Genomic DNA, 15,466 nt, shown 5'->3' with positions numbered 1-15,466 from the left:
ATAATTTCATGTGTAAATAAATGTAACTGATACACCCTAATAAGCGAAAAGCTTGAATACTTGGAGGTGATGACATGTTTAAAAAAACACTAGCCATTATACTTGTTACGCTACTTACAGCTTGTACAGCTTATGAAGATGAGCAAGGTAAAGCATTTATGCTGCAGTCTTCTGCTGGTAAAGAACAAGCAGAATCTGATCGTGTAAAGAAAGAATTGCTGAAAATGGACGAAGTTGTAAGTGTGCGAGGCATTCAACACGAAGAAGATATGATTATGGCACTTCACATAAAACAGAAGGATCGTTTCCATTTGAAAAAAGTACGTAAAAAAGCATTTGATTCTGTTAAAGCACTCTATCCGAATGCGACTATCCATATTTCAACAGATAAAAAAATTTATAAGGAATTAGCTAAAGCAGAGGAAGCGATTAAAACCGATCATTTAGCGAAATCAGAAGTAAAAAAACAGTTAAAACGGATCGAAGAACATTTAAAAGAGTAAGGAGGGAAATGAGTGGCTAAGAAAAAGCAATCACCAGAGCAAGAACAGTATCAAAAGGTAGCAAAAAAATACGAGAAAAAAAGGCCCGTATTAAAGAACTGTATCATCGCATTTTTCGTTGGCGGTGCCGTTTGTGTCATTGGGCAGTGTTTACAAGTATTTTATTACACATTCTTTGATTTTACAGAAAAAAGCGCTAGTAATCCGACTGTTGCCACATTAATTTTTATTGCGACTTTGATTACCGGTCTTGGATTTTACGATCGTATTGCCCAAGTTGCAGGTGCTGGAACCGCTGTGCCTGTTACAGGGTTTGCCAATTCGGTTGCGTCCGCAGCCATTGAGCATCGAACAGAAGGTTATGTTCTCGGCGTTGGTGGCAACATGTTTAAGTTAGCTGGTTCCGTTATTGTTTTTGGAACGGTAGCTGCATTCGTTATTTCATTAATAAAAACCCTTCTTATTAATGCGGGGGTGATCTAATGTTAGTTGGAAAACAAAGTTGGCGATTTGATAACCAGCCTGTCATTATTTCTACTGGAACGGTTGGTGGTCCATTCGAGGGGAACGGCGCTATTCCAGAGGCATTTGATTTGGTACATGATGAACTGTGGATTGGCGAAAAATCATTTGAAAAAGCGCAGACGATTCTTGTAGAAGGCGCTGTTACAACAGCATTAAAGAAAGCATCTGTTAAAAAAGAAGATGTAAATTTTCTATTAGCCGGGGATTTAGTGAATCAATTAACCCCGTCTAGCTTTGCAGGTCGATCATTAGCCATTCCTTATTTAGGTATGTTTGGAGCTTGTTCCACCTCGATGGAAGGGCTTGCGCTAGGCTCATTTCTAATTAATGGAAGTGGTGCTCATCATGTCGTAAGTGTCGCATCGAGCCATAATGCAGCAACGGAAAAACAATTTCGTTACCCAACTGAATACGGGGGTCAAAAACCACCAACAGCTCAATGGACAGCAACGGCTGCAGGTGCAGCGCTTGTGGCTAAAACAGGTGATGGTCCACGAGTGACTGGGGCGACGATGGGAAAAGTGATTGATATGGGTATCTCTGATCCATTTAATATGGGTGGAGCAATGGCGCCTGCAGCAGCCGACACGATTGAGACTCATTTCAAAGAGTTCCACCGGGGTCCAGATGATTATGATCTTATTGTCACAGGTGATTTAGGTCAAATCGGACTGCCGATTTGCCGGGACTTGCTCAAACAAAAAGGCTATGAATTAGGGCACGATCGCTTTCAAGATTGTGGGTTAATGCTCTACAAAGAGGATCAGCCTGTATTAGCCGGGGCAAGTGGGCCAGGTTGTTCTGCAGTTGTGACGTATGGACATTTACTAAATAAAGTGAAGTCAGGAGAGATCCGCCGCTTGCTCGTCGTTGCTACCGGCGCACTTTTATCACCACTATCGTTCCAGCAAAAAGAAACCATTCCATGTATTGCTCATGCTGTTGTTATTGAATCACCAAAAGGAGGCGCATTATGATTTTTTTGTGGGCGTTTCTTGTTGGAGGAGTTATTTGTGTCATTGGTCAGTTGTTAATGGATGTCGTCAAATTAACGCCAGCTCATACTATGTCCACTTTAGTTGTTAGTGGAGCTGTTCTAGCAGGTTTTGGTCTATATGAACCGTTAGTTGATTTTGCAGGAGCAGGAGCAACTGTGCCGATCACAAGTTTTGGTAATTCCCTTGTTCAAGGTGCAATGGAAGAGGCGAATCAAGTTGGTTTAATTGGTATTATCACAGGTATTTTTGAAATAACGAGTGCCGGTATTTCGGCGGCAATCATTTTCGGTTTTATTGCTGCTCTAATTTTTAAACCAAAAGGATGAAAAAATAGACATAGGCTAGTTCAAATGGGTTAACTGTTTGGACTAGCTTTTTAATGTTTTTGTCGAAGAAAAGCTCGATAAAGCTTAACCAGTACGTTCTAAACCGCAAGTCGCTTTTTCATTCAGTAAGTTTATTCTACTAAGCGCCTAAATATATTGTAATCCTTTTAACTATTTAAAACCGCTACAAAACCATTAATAAATCTGAATTTTTTAAGTACGAGTTATTAAGTTAAGCTATGAAATGAAAAATTATAAAAGTTAAGGGTGTGTTTACAATGGCAAGAAGTGAATGTATTCTTGAAAAAACAGAAGAAACCAAATCCGCAAGGATTACCTACAAGACATACAAAAAACTAAGTGAAATAAAGTTTAAATTAGACAACAGGAAAAACTTTTTAGAAATTACAGAAGAAGCTGTTTTAGAGTATTATGAAAAATATGGGTTTAAAAAAATGTAACAAGCACTTTGATAAGTGCGTGTTTTTATGTACATGTACCAATAAAAATAGAGGTAGTTTGTGTATTTTTATATTTGTGTAAGTGTATATTAAAGTCTGCAATGGCGGTATTTATAAAGTTTATTGAAATGTCGAAATATTTTTGTGTTATTTTATCAGAAAATAGTTATAATCAATTTATTCTGACATAGGAGGAAAATTATTGAAAAAGTTATTATCATCACTTATCTTAATGTTGTCGTTGATTTTTTTTATTGGTGGCTCTCAGGTTGCGTTTGCAAACGAGGGGGTTGACGAGGAAATTGGTGTACAAGCAGTACCATCAGGACTTAAATATCCTGGAACGAATGTAACTGTTAAAGCAGGAGACGTACTTTATTCTTCAAAAGGAAAAAATACTAACCTTGTTGGACACATAGGAATTGTAGATGATAATGGATCAGTCGTTCATATGATGACTGGTGGAATGAAGAGACAGTCGGTAGCAAACTTTGCGAAAGAATTTACATTTAGCGTATATACCCCTAGATCAACTACTGTTGGCAAAGATGCAGGTAAACAAGCACGTACTATGTACAATAACTATGTAAGTTCGGCAACTTATACTTTAGCCACAGGACTACATGGAGCGAGAACAAAACAATACTGTACAAAAACTGTATGGCAAGCTTATTATTATGGAGCTAATAGAAATTTAGGAGGACATCCTTTAACTAAAGTAAGTCTTCCACCATGGCAGATTGTTGATACGGCATATTTAACACATGCCGTTAGTGGTGTTAAGAATTAAAAACAAAGAGAAGACCTAATTAAAGGTCTTCTCTGCTTGAATATTCGTATTTAAAGAGTCCCACTAGTAGACTAAAGATAACATATGTCGGTACTAAATAAATGACTGTCGCGAAAATCAACTCGTAGATGTCTAAGTTAAAAGAAAAGATTACGACAAGAATTAATAATATTGCAGTGATAGATGGGACTGAAAAGCTTTTTGAAAGAGAGAACCATCTGTTTACTAGTAAGGAAATAGATATGATAAGAAAAATACTTAGGATATAGATTAATGCCATCCATACTATTGTTTCCCAGTTAAGTGTTGCACTTCTTCCTATATTGCCCATCACACTGTACCATGAGAATAGAAAACCAATAAGTACGGCACCATTTATTAGAGCTAATATTTTTTTTCCTAAATACATATAGATGAATGGACTTATAAACATAAGAAAAATAGTCAAAACTGAAAAAGTTTCTTCCAATACTATTGCCCTCCTTGACATGACTTTTTATAGTACAGTTTCCTTCATTATATAGCAGACAAAATCAATAATCTATTTAATTTAGTTTTAAAAACTATATTGTTTAAAAAAATTTAGAAATCTAAAAAAGAGAGTGTGTTGTGGTGAACATGCCGTTGCTCGATACACGAAATGACAACAATCGCAAGACCGCCAATCAAAATTAACGATAATACGAAGAAGTTTTCAGGTTCTACAGCGAAATAACAGATAGCTAATAAGACCAGAAAGATTAAGTAACCGATAAGGTGCATTTTTCTATGTTGTTGTTTTGTCAATTGATTCCCTCAGCTTTCTACCAGTGATTGTACAGTCTCTCTGCTTTTGTTTGTCTTGCTGATAGAAGATTTTTACGGGCAGAGTCTTTATAAAAATTGATTTTCATTTGCTTGCTGCCATCGGTATCTTGCGTCTGTGTCGGCACGTGTACCGATTGAGCGTTTAAAATACCCTACCTTTATATTATATTGAATACAAACAGTAGCAAATCCTGCGGCTAATGGACCTGCTTTTGGAATAAATGAAGTTATTGCCACAGCTACTGCTTGTAATGTAACTTTTCCGTTAACAGCTACGGTTATATTTTGCCAACCGCTCCAAACCCATCTACCCGTCTGCGCTTGAATTCCTACTTCAGGAGCCGCCCCACTTTTACTATATATGGCTGGTGGGACATATACATCACTGGTTACAAAATTATCATGAATTTGTTTTCCGAGTTCATTTACTGCCCTCTAATTCAGTAATTTCTTGTTTGGTTAAATGATCACTTGTTACAGATATATGCGTTGAATTTTTTTCTCAAACAAATTCTTGATAACCTTGATCTGTGGGAATGCGATTAATAACGTGTGTATCTGTTTCTTGTGTAATCATTTCGTATGTTGTACCTTCAGATTCAAAAACAACTGGGTCATAAACCCCATCTTCTTTCGGTTCTTGTAGTTCCACTTCTTCTAAGCCTTCTTCTTCCAATTCAAAAGGTTGTTCCTCTGAATCATTGTTTACAGCCGCTTTTTCTTGTGCAGATGCAAGGTGAGGTGAAATGGAACTAAAAACGAGAGAAAGCGATAAAACCGAAAGCAATAATTTCGTCTTTTTTATTGAAGATAATAACTCCCTATATTAAGTTTTATTGCCAAATTTCGGCTTATTAACAATAGCAAAGGGAGTAAAAAATAGGAATAGATATATTTCGACATTCAGAATGTTTAAACTTATTAAAGCGCTTAATAATATAAAGAGATGCTTAACGAACATCGTCTGGTTTTGCTCCTTCGCATCGAAGGTTGATTGAATAAACCGTGTAAAAAATTACACGGTCTATCTGATTAGATGATGATTAACAAACAAAAAGCGAAACCTAGACCGAAAACGACTACAAAACTCATACAACGAACAAAAATCTTCATAAAGAACTTTGCTAAATCAGGTTGAATGTACATTTTTGTTACTTCTTCCTTTATTTGATAAACGATTTAAAAGTGACCTAGTGGTTTAGGATGATTTTTGACCGGACAACGACCTCAAAGTATGTATACAGTACTCGCAGAAAAGTAAGCTATTTCTTGAAATTTGAATCCAGTTTTGAACAGATTCGTAGCAGGGTCATGCCTTTTTTTCGTTTGACTATAATATAGGACTTAGAGGACGCAAGTCCGGTTTGAAATATGTAAGATTGTGGCTTGTTCTTACAACACTTATTGTGGTGAACATAAGTAGAAAGATGCTAGTCATAAATAAGGCTTGGCCGCATAAATTTCTATATAAACTGTGCGGGAGTTGAGCGGACTCATGATAAAAAAAGGAACGGTATGTTTACTTATTTGGTGCTTTTTACTTTACTTACCGATAGACAGTATGTATGGAAAAGAGCAAGTGTCATTTCCTATATCTGGACAGGCTGCAATCTTAATGGAGCAAGAGTCAGGACGTGTCCTTTATGGTAAAAATGAACACCAGTCATTAAAAATAGCTAGTATCACAAAAATCATGACGGCGATTTTGGCGATTGAATCAGGCAAATTAGATGAGACTGTTCTTGTTTCAAAGCATGCAGAAGGGACAGAAGGATCTTCTCTCTATTTAGTTTCAGGAGAAAAAATGAAGCTAGAGGATTTAGTTTACGGGTTAATGATGAGAAGTGGAAATGATGCAGCAATTGCGATTGCTGAGCACGTTGGTGGCAGTGTAGATGGATTTGTTTATTTAATGAATGAAAAAGCAAAAGAAATTGGCATGTCTAATACGTTATTTCGTAATCCCCATGGATTAGATACGCACGACGACCATTTGTCTAGCGCATATGATATGGCCATATTAACCCAGTATGCAATGACAAATGAAACGTTTCAAACGATTTCATCTACAAAAAAATACCGCTCTCAAGGTGAACATGTACGTGTATTTCATAATAAGAATCGATTGTTAACAGAGAAATATGATTATTCTACAGGAGGAAAAACAGGTTATACGAAGCTTGCAAAACGTACTCTTGTTTCTACAGCCAGTAAAGACGGACTGAACTTAATTACGGTTACTCTCAACGATCCAAACGATTGGGACGATCACATGAACTTATTTAACTGGGGTTTTACGCAATTTAAGCTACACACTTTAATCGAAGCTGGGCCGCTTAATGTAAGGGCAGATGCATTTTATGAAGATCATCTCACTGTAAAACATCCACTGGTTTACCCGTTAAGTGAAAATGAAAAAACGACGATAAAGCCTAAACTTGAACTAAAAGCTCCTCCTAAAGAAGGGTTTACAAATGAAGAACTTCAACATCCTGTAGGGAAAATGAAGTTTGTGGCGAATGGAGAAGAACTAGAAAGTACCCCTCTTTATTATGAAGAAGGGGAGAAAGAAGAAAAGCGTTCGTTTTGGCAAACCATTCGACAACTGTTTACGGTTGTTATTGGAGCTGGTTCTACGTGATTAACTATATTTGGGCAGGAATGTTACTCATTGGCTTAGTGTATGCAGCGATAAATGGAACGATGAGCGAAGTAACCGAAGGGGTTTTTACAGGTGCAAAAGAAGCGGTTGCGATTTGTATCGGATTAATAAGCGTCCTAACTTTCTGGCTAGGATTAATGAAAGTAGCCGAAACAGCAGGTATTTTAAAGCAATTAGCCAAACTCGTCCATCCGCTTGCCCGAAGAGTCTTTCCAGAAGTACCAAAGGATCATCCAGCAATGGGCTACATTTTGTCCAACTTAACTGCTAATGTATTTGGATTAGGGAATGCAGCTACACCGATGGGGATAAAAGCGATGGAAGAATTGAAACGATTGAACGGAGGGAAGGACGAAGCGAGTCGTTCAATGATTACGCTCTTGGCTCTTAATACGGCATGTTTAACTCTTGTTCCTACGACCGTCATCTCCATTCGGATGTCGTATGAATCTGAAGCGCCTACGGATATCGTTAGTACAACCATCTTTGCTTCAGGGTGCGCTATGATTGGTGCAATTTGTATCGATCGTTTCTTCTATTACTTACGTAGCCGAAAGGGGCGGTCCTCTTAAATGGAATGGTTAACGGCGCTATCGGTTTGGATGATCCCTGTACTTATCGGTGCGGTTATTCTTATTGCTACACTTCGAAGAGTTCCTACATACGAGACGTTTGTTTCAGGTGCAAAAGAAGGCTTTGGAATGTCTGTTTCCATTATTCCTTACCTAGTGGGTATGCTCGTTGCTATTTACGTATTTCGTGCTTCAGGCGCAATGGAAGCCCTCGTTTCAGGGATGGCGCCATTCCTGTCTTGGTTTGGCGTTCCTGCTGATATTGTTCCTTTAGCGTTGTTAAGACCCATTTCTGGTACAGGTGCACTTGGGTTAATGACGGACTTAACCGCTGTACATGGACCTGACTCTTACATTGGGCGACTAGCAGCGACCTTACAAGGAAGTACAGATACGACTTTTTATATTCTCACGGTCTATTTTGGAGCAGTAGGGATTAAAAAGATGGGTGATGCGTTAAAAGTAGGTTTACTTGCAGATTTAGTAGGCATTATTGCCGCTATTTTTATTGTCAGCCTTATTTTTGGATCGTAATATTTAGATGAAACGCGTTTGAAGGAAGCTTGCAAGGAGGCTTCTATCTAACGCGTTTTTTGTTTTTTGAAGGCGTATTCTTTTACGAGCTACTTGTAACAGTAAAGAAAAGTCGTTATGATGATGCAAGAGGTGAGAAAGATGGAACGATTACAGAAAGTTATCGCTCAAGCAGGCGTGGCATCAAGACGAAAAGCAGAAGAGTATATTACGGCTGGTCGTGTACAAGTGAACGGCAAAAAGGTGACAGAATTAGGTGTGAAAGTAAATCCAAATAAAGATCGAGTTGAAGTAGACGGTGTTCCCTTGGACAAAGAAGAGCCTGTTTATTATTTACTTTATAAACCCACTGGTGTTATCTCCACATCAAACGATGAGAAAGGACGAAAAAAGGTAACGGATTTAATTGATGTATCCCAGCGTATCTACCCTGTTGGTCGTTTGGATTATGACACATCAGGGTTATTGTTATTAACAAATGACGGCGAATTTGCCAATTTATTAATGCACCCAAAATTTAAAATTGAAAAAGAATATGTTGTGAAAGTTAAGGGCATACCTGATCGAAAAGAGTTAAAACAGCTTGAAACTGGCATAAAGTTAGAAGACGGGGTAACAGCTCCTGCAAAAGTCAAAATGCTATCAAGTGATCGCAAAAAAAACACCGCGATTATCCGTATCATTATTCATGAAGGAAAGAATCGACAAATACGTAGAATGATAGAAGCCCTTGGCTATCAAGTTGACAAGTTAAAACGAGAACGGTTTGGTTTTTTAACATTAGGTAACATGAATTCAGGTGAATACCGAGTCATTAAACCAATGGAAATAAAACATTTAAAAGAAATGGCTGTCACGAAACCGTCATAAAAAAATGTCAATTCATTTCAGTCCCACGTTATAATGGAACTGTACGAAAACGTTCACAAATGGAAAGGGGGCGCATCCGTTGAGTAAAAGAAAGCGTTCAATAACTCGACTAATGATTTTGCTAGTCATTGCGGGTGCAGTTGGCTATACATTTTATGCCAATTCTCAATCGAACGATGGGGTCGTTCGCGCCGGAGATCAAGCTGAAAACTTTGCATTGCGCGACTTAAACGATAACCGTTTTGAAATGGCGCAGCAAGAAGGAAAAGGGGTCTTTGTTAATTTTTGGGCCACTTATTGTGAACCATGTGAACGAGAAATGCCTCACATTGAAAATGTATATGAAGACTATAAAGACGATGTTGAAATGATTGCCATAAATGTGGACGAGTCTGAGTTAACAGTCGATACATTTGTGTCTCGTCACCAGCTTTCGTTTCCAATTGCTATTGACAGAAGGCAAGAGGTCACTAGAGCTTATGGTATCCGACCTTTGCCAGCAACACTTGTCATAGATGAACATGGTGAAGTGCAGCACTATTATCAAGGTGAAATGACAGAAGCAATGGTGAGGGAGTTTTTTGAAAAGGTAGTACCCGAGGGGTAAGACGGGGGTGAAGGAATGAAAGACAAACTTAGAACGTGTGAATGCGGTCATGTTCATAAAGAAGGAACAGACATGTGCGCGGCTTGCGGAAAACCGCTAACAGAAGAGGCAAAATCGGAAGGCGTTAACATGCGCTATGAAGGAGCAGCAATCCGTTCGAAAAAACAAAGGCGAACCATACTGGATCAAGTTTGGGCATTTTTTTCATCGGTAAAAGTTGGGATATGGATTATTATCATTCTTCTTGTAGCCTCAGCAGTAGGGACGTTGTTTCCACAGGAAAATCTTCGTCCTGGTATAGAAGATGCTGCAACCTTTTATGAACGAGAATATGGATCAATTGGCCTACTCTATTATAATTTAGGTTTAAACGAACTTTATAGTTCTTGGTGGTACATAGCTTTAATTGTTGCTTTAGCTGTTTCAATTGTAGTGGCTAGTTTTGACCGCGGTATCCCGTTGTACAAAGCGTTAAAAGCTCAGCGAGTAACGCGTCACCCTCATTTTATGACACGGCAGCGGTTATTTGCCGCTACTAAAGCGGCAGAGTCAACCTCAGTGGATTTAAAAAAAGTGACTTCACAGTTAAAGAAAAAGCGTTATACCATTCGAGAAGAAAACGGAAATCTATTAGCAGAAAAGAATCGGTTTGCTCGCTGGGGTCCTTACGTCAATCACGTTGGCTTAATTTTGTTTTTAGCAGGTTGCTTAATGCGCTATTTACCTGGCATGTATGTGGATACAACGATGTGGATTCGTGAAGGAGAGCGTGCCCCTGTTCCTGAGGCGTCTGAGTATCTCGTGGAAAACCGCGGCTTTTCAATTGACTATTATGATCCTGAAGATGATCGATTCCAAGATGCGTTCGCTGACGGTAATGCGCTTGTGACAGAATCATTTATGACAGACGCAGTGCTATACAAGCGTTCTGGTATTCTTGGGGACGATTCCATTGAAAAAGTAGACGAAAAAAACATCCTTGTAAATGACCCATTAAAATTTGATTCCTTTTCACTTTATCAAACGGATTATCGTGAAAATGAGCTGCACGAAATGACGTTTACATTGGAGCATAAAGAAACAAACGAAACGTTTGGCGAGTTAACCATTAACCTCATTAATCCAGAAGGTACTTATGATTTAGGCGACGGTTACGAGGTACGACTCGTAAACTATTTCCCTAATTTTTATATGAACTCAAATAATGAGCCATCAACGCGAAATAATATTCCTGACAATCCGTATTTCATTTTTGAAATGACAACGCCTGACACGCCTGAAGGAGAGACAAGTGTTGTTGGCATTCAGCAAAACTTAGAACCGCTCCAGGAAAACGAGTACAAAATGACGTTTGTTGATGTGGAATTAGCAAATGTTAGTATTTTAACGGTACGAAAAGATCAAACGTTACCTCTTTTAATTGCAGGTGGTAGTATTTTTATTATTGGTCTTGTTCAAGGCTCCTATTGGGCACATCGCCGTGTTTGGATTCAGCAAACAGATGGAAAAGTGTGGATTGCAGGTCATACGAATCGAAACTGGCTTTCTTTTCAAAAAGAACTAAGTGAAAGTCTTGAAGATACGAACTTGTTCACCCCGATTGATCAAGAAGAACAAAAGGAATCAAAAGGTTCAGCGGACGTTTCGGGGCAAAAAGGAGATAAACATGCTTAATCTAAGTTTTAATTTATTGCTATTTGCTTTTTTTGCTTTTTTAACGGCAACGATTTTCTTTGCTCTATCACTAGCGAAACAACGTAAAAAACAAGAGCATAAGCAAACAAAAGCAAGCAAATGGGGTCTGGCGTTTTCCTTACTTGGTTTAGCGCTTTCTCTCGGCTACTTTTTTGCTAGATGGTCGGTTTCTGGTCATGCACCAGTAAGTAATATGTTCGAATATATGACAGCGCTAGCTATTGCCATTTCCCTAGCGTTTTGTATTATTTATTTTATCTATCCAGCTCGTGCCGATGTAGTTGGGTTGTTTACAATGCCAACTGTGATGCTGCTCATTGTTTATGCGTCAACCTTTTCAACAGCTGTTGCGCCGCTTGTACCATCATTGCAAATGCCACTCATGTTAAAGTTACATATTATTACAACTGCAATTGGACAAGGGTTGCTTGCAATCGGGTTTGCCGCAGGATTAGCCTATTTAATTCGGACACTTGACTTAAAACAAAAAAGTTGGAAGCCTCGTATTATTGAGCTCATGATGTACGGGCTACTATGTGTAATTGCTCATTCCCTTGTGGCGCACGGTTTTGCTGCGGCGGATTATGAAGTAACGTTTAGCTATGTAGATGAAAATGAACAAGAAGCAACGATGGTATACGAAGTACCACCGATTGTGGGACCAAATCAATGGGAAAGCCAGACAGAAAATGGAATGGATCCATTCTTTGCTGTACCAGGAAATATCGAAGCAAGTGATTTAAACACGCTAATTTGGGCGTTTGCCATTGGTGCCGTACTTTACTGGGTGATTCGTCTCCTTATTCGTAAACGTATTAGTTTAGCGATCCAACCGTTATTGAAAGTAACAAACCCTTTAACATTAGATGAATTTAGCTATCGTGCCATTGCTATTGGATTTCCAGTCTTCGCTCTTGGAGGGTTAATTTTTGCTATGATCTGGGCACAAATCGCTTGGTCACGTTTTTGGGGTTGGGATCCAAAAGAAGTATGGGCATTAATTACGTTTTTATTCTATGCAGCCTATCTTCATTTACGCTTAAACAAAGGCTGGCACGGAGAAAAATCGGCTTGGCTTTGCGTTATTGGTTTCGCTATTATTATGTTCAATCTCGTTTTTGTAAACTTAGTTATTGCTGGGTTACATTCCTACGCTTCTTAAGAAAACGAATGATGACGGAATTGTTACAAATGATTTGTAACAATTCTTTTTTTGTGGAAAACAGCGCTTCAAGATTGGCGATTTGTTTTTCAACCATGGTAGACTAAAGGGGACAGGTATACTAAAACGGCTCCAGCATGTTCATAATGAATAAAGATAGGTATATAGGAGGTCTATAATGGATTATCAACCGAGTATTTTAGTTGTGGATGATGAAGATCGTATTCGACGATTGTTAAAAATGTATCTTGAAAGAGAAGACTATCAAATAGATGAAGCGACAAATGGTGAAGAAGCACTCACTAAAGCACTTGAAGTCGATTATGATTTAATTTTGCTTGATGTGATGATGCCTGGTATGGATGGAATTGAAATGTGCCAACAACTCCGACTAACAAAAGCTACTCCTGTTATGATGCTAACAGCAAAGGGAGAAGAAGCAAATCGTGTACAAGGATTTGAAGTAGGCGCGGATGATTATATTGTTAAACCATTTAGTCCGCGGGAAGTTGTGCTGCGAGTAAAAGCGATGCTAAGACGAGCATCTGCTACTCAGTTTGTGCAAGCAGATACGCAAACAAAGGACTTACTTGTTTTTGGACCGTTAACGATTGATAACGATGCCCATCGTGTGAGTGTTAATCAACAAGAAATTAATTTAACACCAAAAGAGTATGAGTTGCTCTATTATTTGGCGCAATCTCCAGACAAAGTATTCTCACGGGAACAGTTACTGAAGGATGTCTGGAACTATGAATTTTTTGGCGATTTGCGAACGGTCGATACGCACATTAAACGACTACGCGAAAAGTTGAATCGAGTTTCACCAGAAGTTTCGGCTATTATATCAACGGTTTGGGGTGTCGGTTACAAATTCGAGGCAGTTAGCGGCTAATGCTCTGGCAAAGTGTAGTAGGGAAGCTTTGGTTAACCATTCTTTTGCTCGTCACTGTCGTCTTAACTGTTTTAATGGTCATGATGCTTCGCTTTACTGAAAGTAATACTATTGAAGAGGCTGAAACGAGGCTAAATAGCTATGCAAATATGGCTATTTCTACGTTGGAAAGTCATGACGGTCTTGATGGATCGTTCGAGTATCTAGAAACGATCAGTCAAGAGTTTTCAGTGAATCTATTGCTCGTAGATAGTCAAACAGGTGTATGGAGTACGGCAGCGGGTCGCGAAGGTGAGATGATTGCATCTGAATTAATTGAGGGTTGGTCTTCTTTTGATGAACGTTTAATTGAAACTGAAAGTTATTCACTTGCTGGAGACGATCATGACAAAACAGAAATGATTATTTTAGGCGCACCGGTACAAACAGATGAATTAGACGCGATGATTTTTCTTTATCAGCCTTTATCTGCGATTGAAGAAGCGGCATCTGAAACACGTACACTCATTTATTTATCCGCCGGTATTGCGCTAATTTTAACGACGATCTTTGCCTTTTTCTTATCATCACGCATTACAGCACCGATTCGAATTATGAGACAAGCTGCATTAGAAGTAGCTCAAGGGAAGTTCCATACAAAAGTGCCAATCTTAACTCAAGATGAAATTGGTCAGCTTGCCATTGCCTTTAATCGGATGCGTAGAGAGCTTAATCGCAACATTTCTGAACTAAATCAGGAAAAGGAACAGCTATCAAGAATTTTATTAAGTATGGCTGATGGCGTCATTACGTTTGATAAGCACGGATTAATTCGAATTACAAATCCTCAAGCTGATCATGTCATTCAAATGATGCTGTATGAAGAAGGCGAGACGGACCTAGGGGCAAAAGTGAAAGTGCCGACACAATTACGTCCTCTTTTCGAGCGCGTTGTTGAACAAGAGCATGAAGAATTGCTTGAAAAAACGGTTCAAGGACGGAGCATGGCTATTTTAATGGCGCCACTATATGAAGGCCACTATATTCGAGGTGCCGTAGCGGTTGTGCGAGATGTAACAGAAGAGCGGCGACACGATAAGCTACGTAAAGATTTTATCGCGAACGTTTCGCACGAGTTACGAACACCGATATCCATGCTACAAGGGTATAGTGAAGCAATCGTCGATGGTGTAACGTCGACGGAAAAGGAACAAAAAGAAGTGGCACAAATTATTTATGATGAGTCGTTACGAATGGGACGGCTAGTCAATGAATTATTAGATTTAGCCCGGATGGAAGCAGGGTACATTGAGTTAAATGTGGAGGAAGTGGCTCTACAGGATTACTTAGAGCGAATCGTGCGTAAGTTTTCTAGTTACGTAAAATCAGAAGAAATTGATATACAGCTATTGAATGAGCAAAAAGACACGACCGCTTTATTTGACCCGGATCGTATAGAGCAAGTACTAACGAATCTCATTCATAATGCCATTCGTCACACTGAAAAAGGTGGCTACGTGCACCTTAGCTATGAACGAGATGAAAAAGCCAACGTTTTCTCTGTACATGATTCAGGTTCTGGGATTCCAGAAGAGGATTTACCCTATGTATTTGAACGGTTTTATAAAGCCGATAAGGCACGGACCCGACAGCGTGGTGGCACTGGACTAGGGTTAGCTATTGCTAAAAACATTGTTGAAGCCCACGGAGGCTCGATTTCTGTTCAAAGTAAAGTAGGGGAAGGGACGGTCTTTCGGTTCACGATTCCTCGAAAAATGAATAGAGATGGCGAATAAAGGCGATCTTTTTTGTTTCATAAGAAACAAAACCATGGTAGTCTAAAAGAAACCAATAACGTCGTTACGGATACAGCCTAAGCGCTGTCTAACAGGGGAAGCTAGTGAAAATCTAGCACGGACCCGCCACTGTAAATACGCACTCGTATAAGTCAGAAGACCTGCCGTAATGTAGAACGTAAATTCTTTCGCGGACTAAAGAACCATTGTTAAAAGTAGCAATGTGAAGCAGCACATACGTTCATATGTGTTGCTTTTTTGTCTTGAGGAAAGCAAGGAGTGAA

General features: G+C 39.0%; 18 protein-coding genes and 1 riboswitch. Of the genes, 15 read left to right on the top strand and 3 right to left on the bottom strand.

Annotated features, from left to right (window positions below; genetic code table 11):
• The first annotated feature begins 74 nt into the window (after window positions 1-74).
• From FPV17_RS11785 to FPV17_RS11760, 6 genes are all read left to right on the top strand, one after another.
• Complete coding sequence (locus tag FPV17_RS11785; RefSeq protein ID WP_144559103.1) at window positions 75-503, top strand: YhcN/YlaJ family sporulation lipoprotein; 429 nt, start codon at window positions 75-77, stop codon at window positions 501-503.
• Window positions 504-515: 12 nt separating this feature from the next.
• Window positions 516-986 (top strand): stage V sporulation protein AC, encoded by a 471-nt coding sequence (spoVAC, locus tag FPV17_RS11780; protein ID WP_038480393.1) that lies wholly within the window; start codon window positions 516-518, stop codon window positions 984-986.
• On the top strand, window positions 986-2,005 hold the full coding sequence (gene spoVAD / locus FPV17_RS11775) for a stage V sporulation protein AD (protein ID WP_038480391.1): 1,020 nt from the start codon (window positions 986-988) through the stop codon (window positions 2,003-2,005). The genes spoVAC and spoVAD overlap by 1 nt, the downstream gene beginning before the upstream one ends.
• Window positions 2,002-2,352, top strand: a complete 351-nt coding sequence (gene spoVAE, locus FPV17_RS11770) for a stage V sporulation protein AE (RefSeq protein WP_038480388.1) — start codon at window positions 2,002-2,004, stop codon at window positions 2,350-2,352. The genes spoVAD and spoVAE overlap by 4 nt, the downstream gene beginning before the upstream one ends.
• Window positions 2,353-2,630: 278 nt before the next feature.
• On the top strand, window positions 2,631-2,813 hold the full coding sequence (locus FPV17_RS11765) for a hypothetical protein (RefSeq protein WP_124742165.1): 183 nt from the start codon (window positions 2,631-2,633) through the stop codon (window positions 2,811-2,813).
• A 202-nt stretch (window positions 2,814-3,015) separates the two neighbouring features.
• Window positions 3,016-3,603: a hypothetical protein gene (locus tag FPV17_RS11760; protein WP_124742164.1), complete on the top strand. Its 588-nt coding sequence runs from the start codon at window positions 3,016-3,018 to the stop codon at window positions 3,601-3,603.
• A gap of 582 nt (window positions 3,604-4,185) precedes the next feature.
• Here the strand turns inward: FPV17_RS11760 and FPV17_RS11755 are convergent.
• The 3 genes from FPV17_RS11755 to FPV17_RS11750 form a co-directional block, all read right to left on the bottom strand.
• Window positions 4,186-4,389, bottom strand: a complete 204-nt coding sequence (locus FPV17_RS11755; protein ID WP_144559102.1) for a hypothetical protein — start codon at window positions 4,387-4,389, stop codon at window positions 4,186-4,188.
• Window positions 4,390-4,476: 87 nt separating this feature from the next.
• Window positions 4,477-4,647, bottom strand: a complete 171-nt coding sequence (locus tag FPV17_RS21980; RefSeq protein WP_186370613.1) for a hypothetical protein — start codon at window positions 4,645-4,647, stop codon at window positions 4,477-4,479.
• Between the two features lie 265 nt (window positions 4,648-4,912).
• Complete coding sequence (locus FPV17_RS11750) at window positions 4,913-5,197, bottom strand: hypothetical protein (protein WP_055737622.1); 285 nt, start codon at window positions 5,195-5,197, stop codon at window positions 4,913-4,915.
• Between the two features lie 708 nt (window positions 5,198-5,905).
• Here FPV17_RS11750 and FPV17_RS11745 point away from each other — a divergent pair.
• The 9 genes from FPV17_RS11745 (at window position 5,906) to FPV17_RS11705 (ending at window position 15,182) form a co-directional block, all read left to right on the top strand.
• Window positions 5,906-7,051, top strand: coding sequence for a D-alanyl-D-alanine carboxypeptidase family protein (locus FPV17_RS11745; protein WP_055737623.1), 1,146 nt, complete (start codon window positions 5,906-5,908; stop codon window positions 7,049-7,051).
• 20 nt (window positions 7,052-7,071) lie between these two features.
• A complete protein-coding gene (locus FPV17_RS11740) occupies window positions 7,072-7,644 on the top strand; it encodes a nucleoside recognition domain-containing protein (protein WP_371836671.1) in 573 nt (190 codons plus the stop codon).
• Window positions 7,645-8,178, top strand: coding sequence for a spore maturation protein (locus FPV17_RS11735; RefSeq protein WP_055737625.1), 534 nt, complete (start codon window positions 7,645-7,647; stop codon window positions 8,176-8,178). It begins immediately after the preceding gene.
• A gap of 141 nt (window positions 8,179-8,319) precedes the next feature.
• Window positions 8,320-9,048: a pseudouridine synthase gene (locus tag FPV17_RS11730; protein WP_144559101.1), complete on the top strand. Its 729-nt coding sequence runs from the start codon at window positions 8,320-8,322 to the stop codon at window positions 9,046-9,048.
• A 79-nt stretch (window positions 9,049-9,127) separates the two neighbouring features.
• Complete coding sequence (resA, locus tag FPV17_RS11725; RefSeq protein WP_144559100.1) at window positions 9,128-9,655, top strand: thiol-disulfide oxidoreductase ResA; 528 nt, start codon at window positions 9,128-9,130, stop codon at window positions 9,653-9,655.
• Between the two features lie 15 nt (window positions 9,656-9,670).
• Window positions 9,671-11,329 (top strand): cytochrome c biogenesis protein ResB, encoded by a 1,659-nt coding sequence (gene resB, locus FPV17_RS11720; protein WP_144559099.1) that lies wholly within the window; start codon window positions 9,671-9,673, stop codon window positions 11,327-11,329.
• The gene (ccsB, locus tag FPV17_RS11715) at window positions 11,322-12,512 is read left to right on the top strand and encodes a c-type cytochrome biogenesis protein CcsB (protein ID WP_144559098.1); all 1,191 of its coding nucleotides are present in this window, start codon (window positions 11,322-11,324) and stop codon (window positions 12,510-12,512) included. The genes resB and ccsB overlap by 8 nt, the downstream gene beginning before the upstream one ends.
• 178 nt (window positions 12,513-12,690) lie before the next feature.
• Window positions 12,691-13,407 (top strand): response regulator transcription factor, encoded by a 717-nt coding sequence (locus tag FPV17_RS11710; RefSeq protein ID WP_035398965.1) that lies wholly within the window; start codon window positions 12,691-12,693, stop codon window positions 13,405-13,407.
• A complete protein-coding gene (locus tag FPV17_RS11705; RefSeq protein WP_144559097.1) occupies window positions 13,407-15,182 on the top strand; it encodes an ATP-binding protein in 1,776 nt (591 codons plus the stop codon). Before FPV17_RS11710 ends, FPV17_RS11705 begins: the two co-directional genes overlap by 1 nt.
• A gap of 50 nt (window positions 15,183-15,232) precedes the next feature.
• Window positions 15,233-15,365: riboswitch (cobalamin riboswitch) on the top strand.
• Window positions 15,366-15,466: the final 101 nt, after the last annotated feature.

It is taken from the genome of Shouchella miscanthi, from assembly GCF_007725405.1.
Taxonomy (GTDB): domain Bacteria; phylum Bacillota; class Bacilli; order Bacillales; family Bacillaceae_D; genus Shouchella; species Shouchella hunanensis.
This window is presented reverse-complemented; position numbering and strand designations above follow the sequence as displayed.